The sequence below is a fragment of the Vibrio satsumensis genome (assembly GCF_050337435.1).
Lineage (GTDB): Bacteria > Pseudomonadota > Gammaproteobacteria > Enterobacterales > Vibrionaceae > Vibrio > Vibrio satsumensis.
Genome location: NZ_JAKJSX010000014.1, coordinates 151473 through 172515, shown reverse-complemented (window position 1 = coordinate 172515; position 21043 = coordinate 151473). Strand labels below are relative to the sequence as shown.

The following is a 21043-nucleotide window of genomic DNA, read 5'->3' as shown; positions in this document are numbered from 1 at the left end:
AATATGTTTCAGATTCTAAAAGCAGACAAAATGATCGACTTTATGCGTTGGTCAAAGGTTGCCTTTGTTTTTTCTATCTTGATGATTGGTACTGCTATCTTCACCCTAACAACGAAATCGTTGAACTGGGGGCTAGATTTTACTGGCGGTACTCTGATTGAAGTTGGTTTTGAACAGCCGGCACATCTTCCTGATATCCGTAGTGCACTAGAAGCAGAAGGCTTTGGTGATGCAACGGTACAGAACTTCGGTTCAGCTCGTGATGTAATGGTTCGTTTACGTCCACGTGATGGCGTAGCGGGCGAAACGCTTGGTAACCAAATCCTTTCTGCTATTGAGAATGGTACTGGTGAGCAAGTTGAAATGCGTCGTATCGAGTTCGTTGGTCCTAACGTGGGTGACGAATTAACAGAAGCGGGTGGCCTTGCTATCCTAGTTTCTCTTATCTGTATCTTGATCTACGTGTCAGTGCGATTCGAATGGCGTTTGGCGGCGGGTGCGGTATTAGCATTGGCGCACGATGTTATCATCACACTGGGTGTGTTCTCGATGATGCAAATCGAAGTGGACTTAACCATTGTCGCGGCATTGCTAACGGTAGTTGGTTATTCCCTCAATGATACCATCGTTGTATTTGACCGTATTCGTGAGAACTTCCGTAAGATGCGTAAAGGCGAAGCACCTGAAGTACTAAACAGCTCAATCACACAAACATTGAGCCGTACATTGATCACTTCTGGTACAACGTTATTCGTAGTTATCGCACTGTTCGTTCAGGGCGGCGCTATGATTCACGGATTCGCAACTGCACTTCTACTCGGTATTACTGTTGGTACTTACTCTTCTATCTACGTTGCATCTGCACTAGCAATGAAGTTGGGTATTACGCGTGAACATCTAATGCCACCACAAGTAGAAAAAGAAGGTGAAGAGTTTGACGAAATGCCTTAGGCCTTGGCTTAACAAGTTTCGCTAAACCAGAAAAACCGCTAGGTAACTAGCGGTTTTTTTACGTCTGTATTCTACGGGGAAGCTCAATGCAATTTAACGTTGAAGTGAGTTGTACTTCATTTCACTAAGAGACATTCGGATCGTATCTCGCATCTTGGAATCGCAGATACAAAAAAGCCTCGCAATCGCGAGGCTTTAGAATTTCTACGCTCTGCTATAAGAGAGCTTTAACGTAAGGTCTGAATTACTTCAGCATACCTTCGTTAGCGTTCTCACGAACGTGCTTAAGAATAGACTTAACACCACGTGCGCTTGAAGCAACAACATTACCAGAAGTCATGTAATCAGTACCGCCAGCAAAGTCAGTCATGATAGCACCAGCTTCACGAGCGATTAGGTCGCCAGCTGCTAGATCCCATGGCTTAAGGCCAAGTTCTAGGTAACCATCAACACGGCCAGCTGCTAGGTAACATAGGTCAAGAGCAGGAGAACCTGTACGACGGAAATCAGCACAGTCAATGAATAGACCAGAGATGATCTTCATGAAAGATTCAGAGTGTTGTTTTTGCTTGAATGGGAAACCAGTCGCTAGAACAGTACCTTGAAGGTCTTTTAGTTGAGTAACACGCATACGAGCGTTGTTAAGTTGAGCGCCAGCGCCACGTTGAGCTGTGAATAGCTCGTTTAGCATTGGGTCATAAACACAAGCAACTTCTGTACGACCGTTCATACGAACAGCGATAGATACAGAGAAGTGAGGGAAACCTTTTACAAAGTTGTTGGTGCCATCTAGTGGGTCAACGATCCATTGTACGTCAGAGTCTTTACCTTCAGTCAGGCCTTTCTCTTCAGAAATAATGCTGTGCTCTGGGTAAGATGCTTTGATTGTCTCAATAATCATGTACTCAGCTTCTTGAGCAATGTTAGTAACGTAATCGTTGTTACCTTTTAGAGACGATTCGATCTTATCAGTTGTTTCTAGAGATTTAGCAATATGGTTGCCAGCTTTACGCGCAGCGCGTATCGCAATGTTTAGCATTGGATGCATATGGTTTTTCCCACAAGATGTTAAAGAACAATTTAAAGCGGCGGCGAGTATACCAAAGTTTTACCAAAAGGGAAGTGGTTATTTTTTGAACTCTTGGTTTCACATTCCGCGAAGGGTCTGACCATTTTACTTTGCTATGTGTTAATATCTCGCGATTATTTTTAAAGTGGTGTCATATAGCATGTTAGACAATGTAAAAGTCGTTCTGGTTGGTACGTCTCATTCGGGAAATATCGGATCAGCAGCTCGCGCAATGAAAGTGATGGGTTTGAGTCAATTAGTTCTTGTAGACCCTCAATGTGAAGTTGACGAGCAGACCTTAGCACTGGCTGCTGGTGCAGGTGACATCGCAGAAAACGCGATGATTGTTTCTACTCTTGAAGAAGCAGTAAAAGACTGTGGCTTGGTTGTGGGTTCAAGTGCTCGCTCTCGTACGCTTGAATGGCCAATGCTTGAGCCTCGTGAGTGTGGTGAAAAGTTTGCGGTTGAAGGTCAGAAGCACCCAGTAGCATTAGTATTTGGCCGTGAACGTACTGGCTTAACTAATGATGAACTTCAGAAGTGCCACTTCCATGTATGTATCCCAGCTAACCCTGAATACAGCTCGCTAAACCTAGCAATGGCAGTGCAGACTCTGAGCTATGAAGTGCGTGTAGCTCACCTTGATATGGTCGCTAGCCAATATCAGCCACAGCAACAAGATGAGTACCCTCGTCACGAAGAACTAGAAATGTTCTACGAGCACCTTGAAAAAGTGATCATTGATACCCAATTTATCTCTAAGGATAAGCCAGGTCAGGTGATGAATAAGCTACGTCGCCTATTTAGTCGTGCTCGTCCAGAACTGCAAGAAATCAACACGCTTCGCGGTATTTTGACTTCGATTGAGAAGAGCAAAAACGACAAATAAAGCCCATACAACAGTTAAGGGTGAATACCTGACTAAAATAGTCAACTAAATACTTGACCAATTTAGTCGGGTATGGGAAGATTCCAACCACATAAACAATGTGGATACGGTGTGATATGAAACTTACATCTAAAGGAAGATATGCGGTAACAGCTATGCTAGATGTAGCACTGCATTCGCAAAAAAGCCCAGTTCCTCTGGCTGACATTTCAGAGCGACAAGGCATCTCGTTATCTTACTTAGAGCAACTATTTTCTAAGTTACGTAAAGCTGGCTTAGTTGCTAGTGTTCGCGGCCCTGGTGGTGGTTACCGTTTAGGTGCTGAAGCGAGCGACATCGCTGTTGGAACTGTGATTGCAGCAGTAGACGAATCAGTGGATGCGACTAAGTGTCACGGTCGAGCAGATTGCCAAGGTGGTAGTCGTTGTTTAACTCACACTCTATGGCGTGATTTAAGCTCCCGAATCAGCAGCTTCTTAAACGACATTACGCTCGGTGAGCTAATGAAAGATAACGAAGTTTTAGAAATTTCTGATCGCCAAGATATCGATCTTGCGGTTAATAATGGTTTTGCACATAAAAATACGAGCACTACAACGATTAGTGCAGCACCTCACGGTGTTAATGCCCGCTCTTAGCGGTCAGTTTTTACATTGGAGTAGAAAATGAAACTGCCTATTTACTTTGACTATTCAGCTACATGCCCAGTCGATCCACGAGTTGCTGAGAAAATGGTTCAGTGCATGACGATGGACGGTAACTTCGGTAACCCTGCATCTCGTTCACACCGTTACGGCTGGCAGGCAGAAGAAGCAGTAGATAATGCTCGTGAGCAAATTGCTGACCTACTAAATGCAGACCCACGTGAAATTGTTTTCACTTCTGGTGCTACAGAGTCAGATAACCTTGCTATTAAAGGTGCAGCGCACTTCTACGAGAAGAAAGGTAAGCACGTAATTACGTGCAAAACAGAACACAAAGCGGTTCTTGATCCATGTCGCCAACTAGAGCGTGAAGGTTTTGAGGTAACTTACCTTGAGCCAGAAGCAAACGGCATCATCGATCTAGACAAGCTACAAGCTGCAATGCGTGAAGACACTGTTCTAGTTTCTATCATGCACGTTAACAACGAGATTGGTGTAATCCAAGATATCTCTGCAATCGGCGAACTATGTCGTTCACGCAAGATCATCTTCCACGTTGATGCGGCTCAGTCTGCGGGTAAAATCCCACTAGACGTACAAGAGATGAAAGTTGACCTAATCTCACTTTCAGCTCACAAAATGTATGGCCCTAAAGGTATCGGTGCACTTTACGTTCGTCGTAAGCCACGTATTCGTCTTGAAGCACAAATGCACGGCGGCGGTCATGAGCGTGGTTTCCGTTCAGGTACGCTTGCTACTCATCAAATCGTGGGTATGGGCGAAGCTTGTGCTGTTGCTAAGCAAGACATGCAGAAAGATTACGATCACGCACTAGCACTTCGTGAGCGCCTATTGAAAGGTGTTCAAGATCTAGAAGCGGTAACGGTAAACGGTGACTTAGACCAACGTGTACCACACAACCTAAACGTGAGCTTTGCTTTCGTTGAAGGTGAATCTCTGCTTATGTCTCTAAAAGACCTAGCAGTATCATCAGGTTCTGCATGTACATCAGCAAGCCTAGAGCCTTCATACGTTCTTCGTGCTCTTGGTCTGAACGATGAACTGGCACACAGCTCAGTACGTTTCTCATTCGGCCGTTTCACAACGGAAGAAGAAATCGACTACGCGATTGCACAAATCCGTGTAGCGGTAAACAAATTACGCGACATGTCTCCTCTATGGGATATGTATAAAGAAGGGATTGATTTGAACACTGTTGAGTGGGCTCATCACTAATCTCACGGAAATAGAGGATTCGAGGTAACTATCATGGCATATAGCGAAAAAGTAATTGATCACTACGAAAACCCACGTAACGTAGGTTCGTTTGATAAAGAAGACCCAAGTGTAGGTAGCGGCATGGTTGGCGCACCAGCTTGTGGTGACGTAATGAAACTGCAAATCAAAGTATCTGCAGAAGGTATTATTGAAGACGCAAAATTCAAGACTTACGGTTGCGGTAGCGCAATCGCTTCTAGCTCACTAGTAACTGAGTGGGTTAAAGGTAAAAGCATTGATGAAGCAGCGGCTATCAAAAACTCTGAAATTGCAGAAGAACTAGAGTTGCCACCAGTGAAAGTTCACTGTTCAATTCTTGCTGAAGATGCAATCAAAGCAGCAGTTGCGGATTACAAAAAGAAGCACTAATCGCTTCTACAAGGTAATCACTTCAAAAAGTAATATTTGGGAGCACCCTTTGTGCTCCCCCTGAGTTCTCAATTTATATAAAACACAAGGTTGTAGTATGGCCATCACCATGACAGATACGGCAGCAAGCCGAGTTCAAGCTTTCCTAGATAACCGAGGTAAAGGTATCGGGTTGCGCTTAGCGGTAAAAACTACTGGCTGTTCGGGTATGGCGTATGTACTGGAATTCGTTGACGAGCTTAACGAAGAAGACGAAGTGTTCGAGCATTCAGGTGTTAAGGTCATCATTGATCCAAAGAGCCTAGTTTACCTCGACGGTACTGAGCTTGATTACGTAAAAGAAGGCCTAAACGAAGGTTTTGAATTCAACAACCCGAACGCGAAAGGCGAATGTGGTTGTGGTGAGAGCTTCAACGTATAAACGCTTCAATCGTTAAGCGTTTATAGTGAGCGAAGAATAAAATTAGGCTCTGATTGAAGAGCCTAAACTTAGGACCACCGTTACATGAATCATTTCGAATTATTTGGGCTACCACTTCAGTTTCAACTGGATGGTAGCCTTCTTTCTTCTCAGTTTAGAGATCTGCAACGCCAATTCCACCCTGATAAATTTGCCACTGCTTCTGAGCGTGATCGCTTGCTAGCCGTGCAAAAAGCTGCGCAAATCAATGATGCGTATCAGGTATTGAAACATCCAATCAGCCGAGCTGAGTACCTGTTAGTGCAACATGGTGAGGATATTCGCGGCGAGCAGCAGACCCTGCAAGATCCTATGTTCCTGATGGAGCAAATGGAATTGCGTGAAGAGCTTGAAGAGATCGCCGACAGTTCTGAACCTGAAGATGCTTTGTTTGCATTTGAAGGAAAGGTTAGCAAAATGTATAAACAACAATTAAGCGCTATCCAACAAGAACTCGACAGCGAAGCTTGGTTAGAAGCTGCAGACCGAGTAAGAAAGCTTAAGTTTATTGCAAAATTAAAGAATGAAATCGAATTAGTTGAAGATCGTTTGATCGGCTAGTTCGTATAACAAGGACACATCCATGGCACTACTTCAGATTGCAGAACCAGGGCAAAGCGCCGCTCCTCACCAGCACAAGCTTGCTGTGGGTATTGATTTAGGTACAACAAACTCATTGGTTGCGGCAGTGCGCAGTGGTGAGGCGAGCACACTGGTTGATCAACAAGGTCGCAGTATTCTGCCTTCCGTTGTTCACTATACGTCAGAGTCGTACACGACTGGTGATGAAGCTCGTGCAAATGCACAGACTGATCCTAAAAATACCATTATCTCGGTGAAGCGATTAATCGGTCGTTCATTGTCAGATATCCAACAGCGATACCCGTCTCTGCCATATCAGTTTGAAGAAAGTGATAATGGTCTGCCTGTGATTCGCACAGAACAAGGCAACAAGAACCCAATTCAAGTATCAGCAGACATTCTGCGAGCGCTAGGTCAACGTGCTGAATCAACACTTGGTGGCGAGTTATCTGGTGCTGTTATTACCGTTCCTGCTTACTTTGATGATGCACAGCGTGCTGGTACGAAAGACGCGGCGCAACTTGCTGGTCTTCACGTGTTACGTCTTCTTAATGAACCCACTGCAGCTGCGATTGCTTACGGCTTGGATTCAGGTAAAGAAGGAGTAATTGCTGTTTATGACTTAGGTGGTGGTACGTTTGATATCTCTATCCTACGCCTTTCTAAAGGTGTCTTTGAAGTTTTAGCAACAGGCGGCGACTCTGCATTAGGCGGCGATGACTTTGACCATTTAGTTGCGGATCATTTCCAAGAGCAAATGGGCTTATCAGAGCTAACTGCAGAACAGAATCGTATTCTTCTCGATGCCGCAACAGAAGCGAAGATTGGCTTATCTGAAACGGAAAGCGTTGAGGTTGACGTACTAGGTTGGTCTGGTTCATTAACTCGTGATGAGTTCGAAGCGATCATTAAACCTCTAGTTAAGAAAACACTGCTTTCATGCCGTCGTGCACTGAAAGATGCGGAAGTTGACGCGGATGAAGTACTAGAAGTCGTGATGGTCGGCGGTTCTACTCGCACATTGCTTGTACGTGAAATGGTGGGTGACTTCTTTGGTCGTATGCCATTAACCAGCATTAACCCTGATGAAGTGGTTGCGATTGGTGCATCGATTCAAGCGGATATCTTAGTCGGTAATAAGCCTGATTCTGAAATGCTGCTACTGGACGTTATCCCCCTGTCTCTTGGCATCGAAACCATGGGCGGCTTGGTCGAAAAGATCATCCCTCGTAACACCACAATCCCAGTTGCTCGCGCACAAGAATTTACCACGTTCAAAGACGGTCAAACTGCAATGACAGTGCACACCGTTCAAGGTGAACGTGAGATGGTTGATGACTGTCGTTCACTGGCTCGATTTGCTCTAAAAGGCATCCCGCCGATGACTGCTGGTGCGGCGCATATTCGTGTGACTTACCAAGTAGATGCAGATGGTCTACTATCGGTCACCGCTATGGAGAAGAGCACGGGTGTTCAAGCTGAAATCCAAGTTAAGCCTTCTTATGGCCTAAGTGATAACGAAGTAGCGAGCATGCTGAAAGACTCGATGACGTTTGCAAAAGAAGACATGCAAGCGCGTGCTCTTGCTGAGCAACGCGTAGAAGCGGATCGCGTTATTGAAGGCCTAATTGCTGCAATGCAAGCTGATGGCGATGAGCTGCTGGATGAGCAAGGTAAACAACAACTGGTTCAAGCGATTGAAGCACTGATTGAAGCGCGTAATGGCGATAATGCCGATGCCATTGAACTAGAAATTAAGAATACCGACAAAGCGAGTCAAGACTTTGCTTCTCGTCGTATGGATAAATCAATTCGTGCTGCACTGTCAGGTCAGTCAGTCGATAATATTTAATAGTTAGAGAATAGATAAACATGCCAAAGATTATTGTTTTACCTCACGAAGATCTATGTCCAGAAGGCGCTGTTTTAGAAGCAAAAACTGGTGAGACGGTTCTTGATGTTGCACTGAAGGCCGGTATTGGTATTGAACACGCATGTGAAAAATCGTGTGCATGTACGACATGTCACGTTGTGATTCGTGAAGGTTTTGATTCTTTAGAAGAGAGTGATGATCTAGAAGATGACATGCTAGATAAAGCATGGGGCTTAGAGATGGAATCTCGCCTTGGTTGCCAAGCAAAAGTGGCTAATGAAGATCTTGTAGTAGAGATTCCAAAGTACACATTGAACCTAGCGTCTGAAGATCACTAAGAACTTCTCTATGGTCATGGTGGTTTCGCCATGACTGATATTACGGTTTAACAAAACTGGCCTAAAATATAGATCATAAAGGTGACCAAGCGTCGCTAATAAATATAAGGAAGTGTTATGAGCTTGAAGTGGATTGATTCGCGAGATATCGCAATTGAGCTATGTGATTTGTACCCTGATACTGATCCTAAAACGGTACGTTTTACCGATCTACACCAATGGGTATTAGACCTTGAAGAGTTCGATGACGAGCCTAACCACTCGAATGAGAAAATCTTAGAGGCTATTATTTTATGTTGGATGGATGAGATGGATTAATCCTCTTGTCTAATTACTTGGTCGCGGGTTGGTATCAGTCAAATATAAAACGCAGCCAAGTTAACAATTCTTACCAAAAAAAGCGGACCTTATGGTCCGTTTTTTTATCAAAATGACATTTTCCTCCTACATAATGCTAACATCAGTGCGCTAATAAAAAATAATCAGAATCACACACTCAAAGTGGTTCATGACAAGGAGAAATCATGTCTACACAGATGTCAGTATTTTTAAGTCAAGAAGCTGCCCAGCCTCAGTGGGGAGCAAGAGCTATTTTATCGTTCTCAGAAGCAGGAGCGACCATTCACATTGGTGAAGGCCACGATCTAGGCGCAGTTCAACGTGCTGGTCGTACGCTTGACGGACAAGGTATCGCATTCGTTTCACTTCGTGGTGAAGGTTGGGATCTAGAAAGCGTTTGGGCTTTCTACCAAGGCTACCGTGGACCAAAGAAAAAGAATGCATTGGAATGGGATGCTCTTTCAGAAGCTGATCAAACTGAGCTTGAAGCTCGTATTCGTGCAACTGACTGGACGCGTGACATTATCAACAAAACCGCTGAAGAAGTGGCGCCTCGTCAATTAGCGACGATGGCAGCTGAATACATCAAATCAGTGGCGCCAGCGGGCACAGTAAAAGCAAAAATCGTTAAAGACAAAGATCTCCTAACTGAAGGTTGGGAAGGCATCTACGCGGTAGGCCGTGGCTCTGAGCGTACATCAGCAATGCTGCAACTGGACTTCAACCCAACAGGCGATGAAAACGCACCTGTATTTGCTTGCTTAGTGGGTAAAGGTATTACGTTCGATTCGGGCGGCTACAGCATTAAACCAGGTCAATTCATGACAGCGATGAAGGCTGACATGGGCGGCGCAGCAACGATTACGGGTGGTTTAGGTCTAGCGATTGAACGTGGCCTGAATAAGCGTATCAAGCTTATTCTATGTTGCGCAGAGAACATGATCTCTGGTCGCGCATTGAAGCTTGGCGACATCATTACTTACAAAAATGGTAAGACAGTTGAGATCATGAATACCGATGCGGAAGGTCGCTTGGTACTTGCTGATGGTCTGATGTACGCAAGTGCACAAAATCCTGAGTTGATTATCGACTGTGCAACGCTAACAGGCGCCGCTAAAAATGCATTAGGTAACGACTACCACGCACTATTAAGCTTCGACGATGAGCTGTCTCACCAAGCGCTAACGGCGGCAAACCAAGAGAAAGAAGGCCTATGGCCACTGCCTCTTGCTGATTTCCACCGTGGCATGTTGCCTTCAAACTTTGCTGATCTTTCAAACATCAGCACGGGCGATTACACGCCGGGTGCAAGTACAGCGGCTGCGTTCCTTTCTTACTTTGTAGATGACTACAAAAAAGGTTGGATTCACATGGATTGCGCAGGTACTTACCGTAAATCAGCAAGTGACAAATGGGCTGCAGGCGCAACCGGTATGGGCGTTCGTACACTAGCTCGTCTTCTTGTTGACCAAGCAAAATAATAATAAGAGTGAGCGGTATTTCGGTGTCGCTCATTCCTAAAACTCAGATCGAAAGATCTCAGTAATTTCAGTATTTAATAACAAAAAAATGAAGTGAAGGAATCCCTATGGCTCTAGAAAGAACGTTCTCAATTGTTAAGCCAGATGCAGTTAAGCGTAACCTTGTTGGTGAAATCTACCACCGTATCGAAAAAGCAGGCCTAGAAATTATTGCTGCTAAGATGGTTCGTCTTACTGAAGAGCAAGCGAGTGGCTTCTACGCAGAACATGAAGGTAAAGAATTCTTTGGTCCGCTAAAAGAGTTCATGACTTCTGGTCCTATCATGGTTCAAGTACTTGAAGGCGAAAACGCAATCGCTCGTTACCGTGAACTAATGGGTAAAACTAACCCAGAAGAAGCGGCGTGCGGCACTATCCGTGCAGACTACGCAATCAGCATGCGCTACAATTCAGTACACGGCAGCGACAGCCCTGAGTCTGCAGATCGCGAAATCGAATTCTTCTTCCCAGAATCTGAAATTTGCCCACGCCCAGCTCAATAATCGGCACAGCAAATCATTCTAAAGGCTTCACTTCGGTGAGGCCTTTTTTGTATGTGGATTTTACGTTAGAGATAGTTTACCTAGTCGTCATTCCCGATAGCGACGAAGGAGCGTAGTAGGGAGTCTGAGTTTGTTATTGGAGATTCCAGATACCCTCGTTCCTCAATTCTGGAGTGACGGGCTTTGAGGAGCTCGTGACCTGATGACGATGAATTGCGGGGACCACAATCTCGTAGTAAATCTTACCGAGCTGTTGGAGATTATTTACGTCATTCCCGAAAGCGACGGAGGAGTGTAATCGGGAATCTTTTCTTTAGATTGGGTAATCTCAAGCCGATAAATACAATTGTGCAATTTTTAATCGCTTAAGTTTGAATGTCTTAATAAACACAGGGTTTTACAGTGCTTGTTGAAGTTGCGTAAAGCCTGTACAATTCGCGCCCTTAATTATTGTTCCGTCATTGAGAGGCATCATGACCACAGCTAAAGTCAATCTACTCGATTTTGATCGTAAAGGTCTTCGTAAATTTTTCACAGAAGAACTGAATGAGAAAGCGTTTCGAGCAGAGCAAGTGATGAAGTGGATTTATCACTTCGGTGTCGATGACTTCGAACAGATGAACAACATCAACAAAAAACTGCGTGAAAAACTTCAACGTCGTTGTGAGATTGTTGCACCTGTTGTTTCTGAAGCTCAACACTCTTCAGATGGCACAATTAAATGGGCGATGAGCGTTGGCGACCAAGATGTTGAAACGGTATACATCCCAGATGGTGACCGTGCGACGCTGTGTGTATCTTCACAGGTTGGTTGTGCACTTGAATGTAAGTTCTGCTCTACAGCTCAACAAGGCTTCAACCGTAACCTAAAAGTTTCAGAGATTGTTGGCCAAATCTGGCGTGCATCTCGCGAAATCGGCCTAGAGAAAGAAACAGGTCGTCGTCCAATTACTAACGTCGTAATGATGGGTATGGGCGAGCCTCTATTGAACATGAAGAACCTAATGCCATCATTAGAAATCATGCTTGATGACCTAGGCTTCGCACTGTCTAAGCGTCGTGTAACTGTATCAACTTCTGGTGTTGTTTCTGGCCTTGACCAAATGACTGACAACATCGATGTGGCACTGGCTATTTCTCTACACGCGCCAAACGATGAACTTCGTAGCCAAATCATGCCGATCAACGATCGTTGGGATATTCAAGACTTCCTAGCATCTGTTCGTCGTTACATTGCATCTTCAAATGCTAACCGCGGTAAAGTGACGGTTGAGTATGTTCTATTGGATCATGTGAATGACGATATGGACCACGCTCGTGAACTTGCTGAGCTAATGAAAGATACGCCATGTAAGATCAACCTGATTCCATTTAACCCTTACCCGGGTTCGCCATACAAGAAGCCAAGCAACTCTCGTATTGACCGCTTCCAAAAAACGCTGATGGAATACAACTACACAGTAACCGTTCGTAAGACTCGTGGTGATGATATTGATGCCGCATGTGGTCAGTTAGTCGGTGATGTGATTGATAGAACCAAACGTACCAAAATGATCAAAGCAGCCTCAGAAGCGAACTTGATTGCCGGTGGTGTGATTGAAGTAAAAGCGGTATAAAACGCGAATTAAACCTAAACAAGCCAGAAGTCTTACTTCTGGCTTGTTGCTTTTCTGGGGTATAGTTTTTCTATTTTTGGACTTCTTGCCCACGCTTTCTTACATTTTTCGTCAAATTTTGGACAAAACCATGAGCTGACGGTAAATTTTGTTTAAAGTGTTTTTGCCTTGTAATGGCATTAGCTTATGATTAACTAATCTTAAATTAATTTAAGTGCTCGCTTGCTACTGATCATCAATATGTCTATTTAGGTTGGCTACTTGATAAACTAGCTTCCTGAGAAGGTCATCCATAACCATATGCGTGACGTTCGTCTTTAAGGGTTGATGATTTAGGTAACAGGAAAAATTCCACATAAAGTGGGTTGTTAGATTGAGCTTAAACGACAATAAAAACCGCTCTCGTCAACCTGCGATAATACTTTAGAAGTTCACTCTCTATGAACACAGAACACGAAACACAAACGCAAGAAACGATTGCTCCTGCTTTAGAAGCGGGAACGCTGCTTAAGAACAAGCGCGAATCTCTTGGTTTAACGCAAAAGCAGATTTCAGACCGCCTGAAACTTCGTATTACGTTGATCCAACAAATTGAAGAAAACCAATTCGAATCAGACCAAGTAGCGACGTTCATGCGTGGTTACATTCGTTCATACGCGAAATACGTCAATCTTGATGAAAAAGTGGTACTGAACGCACTTCACCATGCTGGTGATGCTCAACATCAAGAACAAGAAATGCTGAGCTTCTCTCGTAAAACAAAAACCGAGAAGCACAACAGCCGCATTATGATCCTTACTTGGAGCATTTTTGCTGTGATTGCTGGTATCTCTTCACTTTGGTGGTGGCAGAACCAACAACAAGACACGCTTTCTCAATCTCTAGTGAATACTGAGAGCTCAGAAGAGCTCGCTGTAGAAGAGTCACTTGATCCTGAATTTGCTTCTTTAGAAGTGATTGAAGCGGAGCAAAACGATGCAGCTGCCTCTGTTATCGAAGATACAGAAGGCCTTACTGCAATCAGTGACGCAGCAGATACTTCAGAGGCTTTAACGCAAACTGATGAGACTAACGCACAATCAGCAACAGAAACCGCAGATATAGCTGCTGCTGAGCCTGAAGTGGTTGAAGCAAGCACTGCTCCTGAAGCTGTAGCGAACGAGTTAGTGATGCAGTTCTCTGCTGATTGCTGGATCCAAGTAAAAGATGCAACGGGTAAAACCCTGTCGACTGGCATCAAAAAAGCAGGTCAGTCATTAAATCTATCAGGAACTGCGCCATATAAAGTGATTCTAGGTGCGCCAGAGGGCGTATCAATGACATTTGCAAGTGAACCTGTCGACCTTTCTGGGTATACTTCAGGCAAAGTAGCCAGAATAACCTTACCTTAGAGTTAATATGCAACACGAATCTCCTATTATTCGTCGCAAATCAACCCGTATTTATGTGGGTGATGTGCCGATCGGTGATGGTGCACCAATTGCTGTGCAATCCATGACCAACACAAGAACAACAGATGTAGCCGCGACCGTTGCTCAAATTCGAGCTTTGGAAAAAGTTGGCGCTGATATCGTTCGCGTATCTGTACCGACTATGGATGCCGCTGAAGCCTTTAAGCTAATCAAGCAGCAGGTCTCTGTTCCTTTGGTTGCTGACATTCACTTCGACTACCGTATTGCACTTAAAGTGGCAGAGTACGGCGTTGACTGTCTGCGTATCAACCCAGGTAACATCGGTAACGAAAGCCGTATCCGCTCAGTTGTTGATTGTGCACGCGATATGAATATTCCGATTCGTATTGGTGTTAACGGCGGTTCTCTTGAAAAAGAGATCCAAGAGAAATACACAGAACCTACAGCAGAAGCACTTGTTGAATCTGCAATGCGTCACGTAGACATCCTAGACCGTTTGAACTTTGATCAATTTAAAGTCAGCGTTAAGGCGTCTGATGTATTCCTTGCCGTCGGTTCTTACCGCTTGCTTGCTAAGCAGATTGACCAACCTCTTCATCTTGGCATTACCGAAGCGGGTGGTGCGCGTGCTGGTTCTGTGAAGTCCGCGGTAGGTTTAGGTATGCTTCTTTCTGAAGGTATCGGCGACACGCTGCGTATCTCGCTAGCGGCTGATCCTGTTGAAGAAATCAAAGTTGGTTTTGATATTCTTAAATCTTTGCGCATTCGTTCGCGTGGCATCAACTTCATTGCGTGTCCGAGCTGTTCTCGTCAAGAGTTCGATGTTATTAACACTGTTAATGCCCTTGAAGAGCGCTTAGAAGACGTGATCACTCCAATGGATGTGTCAATCATCGGTTGTGTGGTTAATGGCCCAGGTGAAGCTGAAGTGTCTCATTTAGGTCTTGCAGGTAGTGCACGCAAGAGTGCTTTCTACGAAGACGGTAAGCGTCAGAAAGAGCGATTCGACAACGATGACCTTGTCGACAAACTTGAAGCTAAGATTCGTGCAAAAGCATCAGTGCTTGATCAAGCAAATCGCATTGATGTAGAAAACTTAGAAGATTAATACAACGCGATGGGGTGTGATTGTCTATTCGCACTAACACCTGGTCGTGAGAAATTACGGAATAAATACTGTGGCTAAAAATATCCAAGCAATTCGAGGCATGAACGACTGCCTTCCAACTCAATCACCACTGTGGCAGAAAGTAGAAAGCGCAGTTAAAAACGTGGTGAGCGCATACGGTTACAACGAAGTACGTATGCCTATCGTTGAAGAAACAAACCTATTTAGCCGTGCAGTTGGTGAAGAAACTGACGTTGTTTCTAAAGAGATGTACACCTTTGATGACCGTAATGGCGACAGCCTAACGCTGCGTCCAGAAGGCACAGCTGGTTGTGTACGTTCATGTATTCAAAACAGCCTTATCAACCGTGATGAACAGCGCCTATGGTACATGGGCCCGATGTTCCGTCACGAGCGTCCTCAAAAAGGTCGTTACCGTCAATTCCACCAATGTGGTGTTGAGGTGTTTGGCCTAGACGGTCCAGACGTTGACGCAGAACTTATCATGATGACAGCACGTCTATGGCGTGAGCTAGGTATCGATAAGCACGTTCGCCTAGAGCTAAACTCAATCGGTTCTCAAGAAGATCGCGTAAGCTACCGCACTGCGTTAGTGGCTTTCCTTGAGCAACACATTGATGTGCTAGATGAAGACTGTAAACGTCGCATGCACACTAATCCTCTACGTGTACTTGATACTAAGAACCCTGATGTTCAAGCTATCTTAGGTGACGCACCTCGACTATCTGAATATCTAGGTGAAGAATCGAAGCAACATTTTGCTGGTTTATGTGAACTTCTTGACGCTGTTGGTATCGAATACCAAGTTAATGAGCGTCTAGTTCGTGGCCTAGATTACTACAACCGCACCGTATTTGAGTGGATCACTGATAGTCTTGGTGCTCAAGGTACAGTATGTGGCGGCGGCCGTTACGATGGTCTTGTTGAGCAATTAGGCGGCAAAGCAACCAATGCAGTTGGCTTCGCAATGGGTCTAGAGCGTCTGGTTCTGATGATGGAAACGCTAGAGCTAACAGAAGTTCGCCGTAGCGTTGATGTATACGTAGTTGCTGCTGGCGAAGGTACTATGATCGCGGGCATGCAGTTAGCGAATCAATTACGCGATACCGTTGAAGGCGTACGCGTAATGAACCACTTCGGTGGTGGTAACTTTAAGAAGCAATTCAAGCGTGCTGACAAAGTAGGTGCTGTTGTAGCACTGGTACTTGGTGAGAACGAAGTTGCTGACAATACAGTTGTGCTAAAAGATCTGGTTGGCGGCGAGCAAGAAACCGTGTCTCAAACGGAAGTTGCAGAGAAAGTTGCTGCGCTAATCTAATTAGCCATTGAGCAAACGCTCATAATGAATACTAACGTCAGCACTATGCTGGCGTTTAAAGAATTAAAGAGGACAGGAAGTGGAACTTTACGATAGCGAAGAGCAACAAGTTGAAGCCATTAAAGATTGGTGGAAAGAGAACGGTAAAGCCGTAATCTTTGGTGCGGTTATTGGTTTAGGTGGTCTATTTGGCTGGCGCTATTACCAAGATTCAGTCGTTGAAGCGCGTGAAGCTGCTTCAGAAAGCTACACCTCTGTAATTTCAGCTCTTGATGCTAAGGGCGTTGATGCTCAATCTGATATTCAAGCTTTCATCGACGCAAACAAAGATGCTGAGTACTCAGTACTTGCTGCTATGCAATTAGCAAAAGTACAAGTACAAGCGGGTGAGCTAGCAGCAGCACTTGAACAGCTAGAGTGGGCAAAATCGGCAACTAAGGACGCGGCACTTGCGCCACTACTTACTTACCGTGTTGCACGTATTAAAGCTGAGCAAGGTGAATTTGACGCAGCACTGGCTGATCTTGCTGCTATGACAGATGAATCTTGGAAAGGCCGTGTTGCCGAACTGCGTGGTGATATCTCACTTCGTAAAGGCGACACTGACGCAGCATACAGTGCTTACACAGAAGCACAGCAAGCTGTTGACGCTAGCCAAACGCTTCAAATCAAACTTGACGACCTAGCTAAATAAGGCGCTTTGAATGAAGAAGATGTTTCCAAAAGCGGCGTTGTGTGCGATTGCTCTTGGCCTACTAGCTGGCTGTGCGGGTGAAGAAGACACCGTAATCATGGCTCCAGTACCAACGGTAAACAGCGAGTTCACTCCTAGTCAGGAATGGTCTACGTCGGTTGGTGATGGTGTTGGTCACTACTTTTCAAAACTATCGCCAGAACTGGCTTATGACAAAGTGTTTGTTGCGAGCCGTGAAGGTATGGTTAAAGCGCTTGACCCTGAAACAGGTAAAGAGCTGTGGAAAGTCGATCTTGAGAAAGATGTACTGGCTCGTTTATCGGGTGGTTTAACGGCGGCTTACGGCAAAGTATTTGTTGGTTCTGAAAATGGCGAAGTGATCGCGATGGATGAATCAACAGGTGAAGAGCTGTGGCGTGTATCAGTGAATGGCGAGGTGCTTGCATCCCCTGCAACTGATAGCAACATGGTTATTGTTCATACCAGTCGCGGTATGTTGATCGCGTTAGATCAAGTAAGCGGCGAACAAAAATGGACCATCAGTACTGAAGTACCAAGCCTAACACTTCGTGGCGATAGCTCGCCTGTTGCGGTTTCTGGCGGTGTATTCTGGGGAACTGCAAATGGTCGTCTAGCTGCAGCTATCGTTGACCGTGGTCAGCTTATTTGGCAACAGCCAGTAGGTACGCCAAAAGGTGCAACGGAAATCGATCGTTTGGTTGATGTTGATGCATCTCCAATTGTTCTTGGTGGAACCCTGTATACTGTAGGTATCAACGGTCAGCTGATTGCAATCGATCTTCGTTCTGGTAAGCCAATTTGGAAACGTAACTATTCGTCAGCGATTGATTTAGCAAGTGATGGCAGCCGTTTGTTCGTTGTTACCGACAAAGACCATGTGGTTGCAGTTGATGCACGTAGTGGTACTGAACTTTGGAGCACTCCATTGTTAGAAAACCGCTTACTGACAGCACCTGCTATTATTAATGGGTATGTAGTCGTGGGTGATACAGAAGGTTATCTGCACTGGTTAGATCGTTCATCGGGTGAGTTTGTTGCTCAACAGCTTGTCGATGATAGCGGCTTTGCGGTTGCACCAATTGAACTGCCTGAAGGCTACTTAGTGACGACTCGCAATGGCGATGTAAAGAAACTAACGATTAGCCAATAAAAGCGTGATATAATTCACAGTCGGCTCCTGGTTGGTAACAGCCAGGAGCCGTTTTGTTGTTAAAAATTAATAAACCGTGTGGTTATAGGTAAGAGTTTAAACTTGCGAACAAGTGCTTACCTATAACTACATTTAGAGAAGAAATTGTAGAGGTTGTTATGGTACCTGTTGTTGCTCTAGTAGGGCGTCCGAACGTAGGTAAATCTACGTTATTTAACCGATTGACTCGAACTCGTGATGCATTGGTTGCGGATTTCCCTGGCTTAACGCGTGACCGTAAATACGGTCATGCTCACTTTAGCGAGCATGACTTTATTGTTATTGACACTGGCGGTATCGACGGTACTGAAGAAGGTGTTGAAACTAAAATGGCTGAACAGTCGCTAGCGGCGATTGATGAAGCTGATGTCGTTCTATTTATGGTAGATGGCCGTGCGGGTCTAACACCTTCAGACGTGGCGATTGCTAAGCACCTACGTCAACTAGAAAAGCCTTCAATGCTAGTAGTAAACAAGGTTGATGGTATCGACCCTGATGCTGCAAGTGCTGACTTCTGGCAACTAGGCGTAGAAGACATGTACCAAATCGCTGCGGCGCACGGTCGTGGTGTTACTGCACTTATTGACCTTGCTCTTAACCCATTCGCAGAAGCGCTAAAAGCGGAAAATGGCGAAGTAAGCGATTTGACTGAGTTTGAAGACGAAGAAGAAGAGCAGGTTGAGTTTACAGAAGAAGAAGCTGAAGAAGAATTCAAGCGCCTTCAAGATCAACCGATCAAGCTAGCGATCATTGGCCGTCCTAACGTAGGTAAATCAACGCTAACTAACCGTATTCTTGGTGAAGAGCGTGTGGTTGTTTACGATATGCCAGGCACAACTCGTGACTCTATCTACATCCCAATGCAACGTGATGAGCGTGAATACGTTTTAATCGATACTGCGGGTGTTCGTCGTCGTAAAAACATCAACGAAACGGTAGAAAAGTTCTCAGTGGTTAAAACACTGAAAGCGATTGAAGATGCTAACGTTGTATTGCTGCTTATCGATGCTCGCGAAAACATCTCTGATCAAGATCTAAGCTTGTTAGGCTTTGCGTTGAACGCTGGTCGTTCAATTGTTATTGCTGTAAACAAGTGGGATGGCCTAGATAATGACGTTAAAGAACGCGTTAAGAAAGAGCTAGATCGTCGCTTAGGCTTTGTTGATTTCGCACGTATTCACTTTATCTCTGCACTTCACGGTACAGGTGTTGGTCACTTATTTGAGTCTGTACAAGAAGCTTACAAGTCAGCGACGACTCGTGTTGGTACTTCTGTTCTAACTCGTATCATGAAAATGGCAACTGATGATCACCAACCGCCTATGGTTCGTGGCCGTCGTGTGAAACTGAAATACGCGCACGCTGGTGGCTATAACCCACCGATTATCGTTATCCACGGTAACCAAGTACGTAACTTGCCAGATTCATACAAACGATTCTTGATGAACTACTACCGCCGTTCACTAGAGATTATGGGTACACCAATTCGCATTCAATTCCAGAACAGCGAGAACCCATTTGAAGCTAAGACTAACAAGCTGACAATCTCTCAAGAGCGTAAACGTAAGCGTATGATGAGCATGGTTAAAGGCCGTAAATAGTCCTTTCCAATAGATTTGATACCCGAGCCTGTCTCGGGTATTTTTTTAAGCAAAATTCACGTTAATCCACAACGGCACATTTTTGTTTCGCTGTGGCTTAACGAATCAGACTAGATTCCAAAAGAAGAACGATATGACCACTAGCGATTTGATTACACAAGCTCAAGCAATCACGCCAACCATTACTCAATTCTGTCATCAAGCGTGGCAACTGACGGCGAAAGCGTTGTATGTAGAAAGTGACAGCAGTAAAACCTACCTGATCTATGATGTGACGCCTTTTCACCCTGTAAGTCATATTTGGCCTGATCACCCGGCAGACCAAGGGTTTGTGACTGTTGGTGACGTTCAATATTCAGTGGAAGACTGTCTTGTTGGTGCAATAGAACAATCTACTGGCAAGCTTCATATCGCAGCAGATATTCCTGTTAAGCGTGATGCGGAAGGCTGGGCGTTTGTGGTTGTCCACCAGCTACCCGCATCTGCTTCTATGATTAATGTTAACGACGAAGTGGTGTTGTCGGTAGATAAAGAGTATCAAGCAAGCTTGAGTCGTGGTCACAGTGCGGGGCACATTGCTTTCTTAGCGTTGAATAAAGTATTGGCTGAGAGCTACTGGCGTAAAGATGCCGACAGAAAAGATCCGCTCGGAAGTTACGACTTTAATAGCTACGCACAAGTGACCAGCTTTGTGACTCCTGAGCTATGTACTGATAAGTATCGTTTGGGTAAAACTCTGAAGAAGCGCGGCTTGAACGTTGCAGACATGCTTGCAAACCTTGAAGGTATCGAAGCCGACATTAACCAGATGATTTCAGGTTGGCTCACACAATCGACTCCAGTCGCGATGAGACTAGAAGGTGAGGCACTCACTGACTCTCGTTACTGGGAATGGCAACTGGATGCTGAGACGTTGGTGTCGATTCCGTGTGGTGGTACTCACATAGAGAACACCTCAGAGCTTAATGCATTATCGGTTAAATTAACCCAGCTAGATGACCAACACATTGAAATGCTGACGCATGTAATTCGATGATTTAGGTTACAGATCGAAATGACTTGTGCTGTTTATTTTGTTTTTGGATGTTACTTTTAATATAAATGACTATTTAAAATTGAAATGCAGCACATGTAACTTATGCTTTCGGTGTGTGGTGATATAAATATTCTTTTTGGGGTAGATCGCTGATCAAAATAGATAAAGCGAAAGATCAACCTATGATCTTCGATTGTGTGTGGTACTAATTT

The 21043-nt window shown here is 44.8% G+C and carries 21 protein-coding genes; 20 read left to right on the top strand and 1 reads right to left on the bottom strand.

Annotated features, from left to right (window positions below):
- The first annotated feature begins 3 nt into the window (after window positions 1-3).
- Complete coding sequence (gene secF, locus L4C44_RS18650) at window positions 4-951, top strand: protein translocase subunit SecF (RefSeq protein ID WP_327784201.1); 948 nt, start codon at window positions 4-6, stop codon at window positions 949-951.
- Window positions 952-1195: 244 nt separating this feature from the next.
- On the opposite strand, the gene suhB is transcribed toward secF, so the two are convergent.
- The gene (suhB, locus tag L4C44_RS18645; protein WP_017062836.1) at window positions 1196-1999 is read right to left on the bottom strand and encodes an inositol-1-monophosphatase; all 804 of its coding nucleotides are present in this window, start codon (window positions 1997-1999) and stop codon (window positions 1196-1198) included.
- A gap of 181 nt (window positions 2000-2180) precedes the next feature.
- Between suhB and trmJ the strand changes: the two genes are divergently transcribed.
- From trmJ to L4C44_RS18550, 19 genes are all read left to right on the top strand, one after another.
- Window positions 2181-2909, top strand: coding sequence for a tRNA (cytosine(32)/uridine(32)-2'-O)-methyltransferase TrmJ (gene trmJ / locus L4C44_RS18640; protein ID WP_146489671.1), 729 nt, complete (start codon window positions 2181-2183; stop codon window positions 2907-2909).
- Between the two features lie 116 nt (window positions 2910-3025).
- Window positions 3026-3547 (top strand): Fe-S cluster assembly transcriptional regulator IscR, encoded by a 522-nt coding sequence (gene iscR, locus L4C44_RS18635; protein WP_010440512.1) that lies wholly within the window; start codon window positions 3026-3028, stop codon window positions 3545-3547.
- A gap of 27 nt (window positions 3548-3574) precedes the next feature.
- Entirely contained in the window at window positions 3575-4789 is a 1215-nt protein-coding gene (locus L4C44_RS18630; RefSeq protein ID WP_017629866.1) for an IscS subfamily cysteine desulfurase, read from the top strand.
- 33 nt (window positions 4790-4822) lie between these two features.
- Entirely contained in the window at window positions 4823-5200 is a 378-nt protein-coding gene (gene iscU, locus L4C44_RS18625; RefSeq protein WP_004735094.1) for a Fe-S cluster assembly scaffold IscU, read from the top strand.
- A 97-nt stretch (window positions 5201-5297) separates the two neighbouring features.
- Window positions 5298-5621 carry an iron-sulfur cluster assembly protein IscA gene (gene iscA, locus L4C44_RS18620; protein WP_010440519.1) on the top strand — a complete coding sequence of 108 codons (324 nt, stop codon included), beginning with the start codon at window positions 5298-5300 and terminating at the stop codon, window positions 5619-5621.
- An 84-nt stretch (window positions 5622-5705) separates the two neighbouring features.
- Window positions 5706-6221, top strand: coding sequence for a co-chaperone HscB (gene hscB, locus L4C44_RS18615; protein ID WP_428805559.1), 516 nt, complete (start codon window positions 5706-5708; stop codon window positions 6219-6221).
- Window positions 6222-6243: 22 nt separating this feature from the next.
- A complete protein-coding gene (gene hscA / locus L4C44_RS18610) occupies window positions 6244-8094 on the top strand; it encodes a Fe-S protein assembly chaperone HscA (protein WP_428805558.1) in 1851 nt (616 codons plus the stop codon).
- A gap of 20 nt (window positions 8095-8114) precedes the next feature.
- Complete coding sequence (gene fdx / locus L4C44_RS18605) at window positions 8115-8453, top strand: ISC system 2Fe-2S type ferredoxin (protein ID WP_017629863.1); 339 nt, start codon at window positions 8115-8117, stop codon at window positions 8451-8453.
- A gap of 117 nt (window positions 8454-8570) precedes the next feature.
- A complete protein-coding gene (gene iscX, locus L4C44_RS18600) occupies window positions 8571-8771 on the top strand; it encodes a Fe-S cluster assembly protein IscX (RefSeq protein ID WP_004740335.1) in 201 nt (66 codons plus the stop codon).
- Between the two features lie 206 nt (window positions 8772-8977).
- Entirely contained in the window at window positions 8978-10273 is a 1296-nt protein-coding gene (pepB, locus tag L4C44_RS18595; protein WP_061039920.1) for an aminopeptidase PepB, read from the top strand.
- 107 nt (window positions 10274-10380) lie between these two features.
- Entirely contained in the window at window positions 10381-10815 is a 435-nt protein-coding gene (gene ndk, locus L4C44_RS18590) for a nucleoside-diphosphate kinase (RefSeq protein WP_373949901.1), read from the top strand.
- Between the two features lie 473 nt (window positions 10816-11288).
- Window positions 11289-12431, top strand: a complete 1143-nt coding sequence (gene rlmN / locus L4C44_RS18585) for a dual-specificity RNA methyltransferase RlmN (protein ID WP_017629861.1) — start codon at window positions 11289-11291, stop codon at window positions 12429-12431.
- A 440-nt stretch (window positions 12432-12871) separates the two neighbouring features.
- Window positions 12872-13822 (top strand): cytoskeleton protein RodZ, encoded by a 951-nt coding sequence (gene rodZ, locus L4C44_RS18580; protein WP_428805557.1) that lies wholly within the window; start codon window positions 12872-12874, stop codon window positions 13820-13822.
- Between the two features lie 7 nt (window positions 13823-13829).
- The gene (gene ispG / locus L4C44_RS18575) at window positions 13830-14951 is read left to right on the top strand and encodes a flavodoxin-dependent (E)-4-hydroxy-3-methylbut-2-enyl-diphosphate synthase (protein WP_048658835.1); all 1122 of its coding nucleotides are present in this window, start codon (window positions 13830-13832) and stop codon (window positions 14949-14951) included.
- Between the two features lie 70 nt (window positions 14952-15021).
- Complete coding sequence (gene hisS, locus L4C44_RS18570; protein WP_017062514.1) at window positions 15022-16290, top strand: histidine--tRNA ligase; 1269 nt, start codon at window positions 15022-15024, stop codon at window positions 16288-16290.
- 79 nt (window positions 16291-16369) lie between these two features.
- Window positions 16370-16984, top strand: a complete 615-nt coding sequence (locus L4C44_RS18565) for a YfgM family protein (RefSeq protein WP_061019465.1) — start codon at window positions 16370-16372, stop codon at window positions 16982-16984.
- 10 nt (window positions 16985-16994) lie between these two features.
- Window positions 16995-18155, top strand: coding sequence for an outer membrane protein assembly factor BamB (gene bamB, locus L4C44_RS18560; RefSeq protein WP_060983301.1), 1161 nt, complete (start codon window positions 16995-16997; stop codon window positions 18153-18155).
- Window positions 18156-18313: 158 nt separating this feature from the next.
- On the top strand, window positions 18314-19795 hold the full coding sequence (gene der, locus L4C44_RS18555) for a ribosome biogenesis GTPase Der (protein WP_017629857.1): 1482 nt from the start codon (window positions 18314-18316) through the stop codon (window positions 19793-19795).
- A 133-nt stretch (window positions 19796-19928) separates the two neighbouring features.
- On the top strand, window positions 19929-20831 hold the full coding sequence (locus tag L4C44_RS18550) for an alanyl-tRNA editing protein (protein ID WP_428805556.1): 903 nt from the start codon (window positions 19929-19931) through the stop codon (window positions 20829-20831).
- Window positions 20832-21043: the final 212 nt, after the last annotated feature.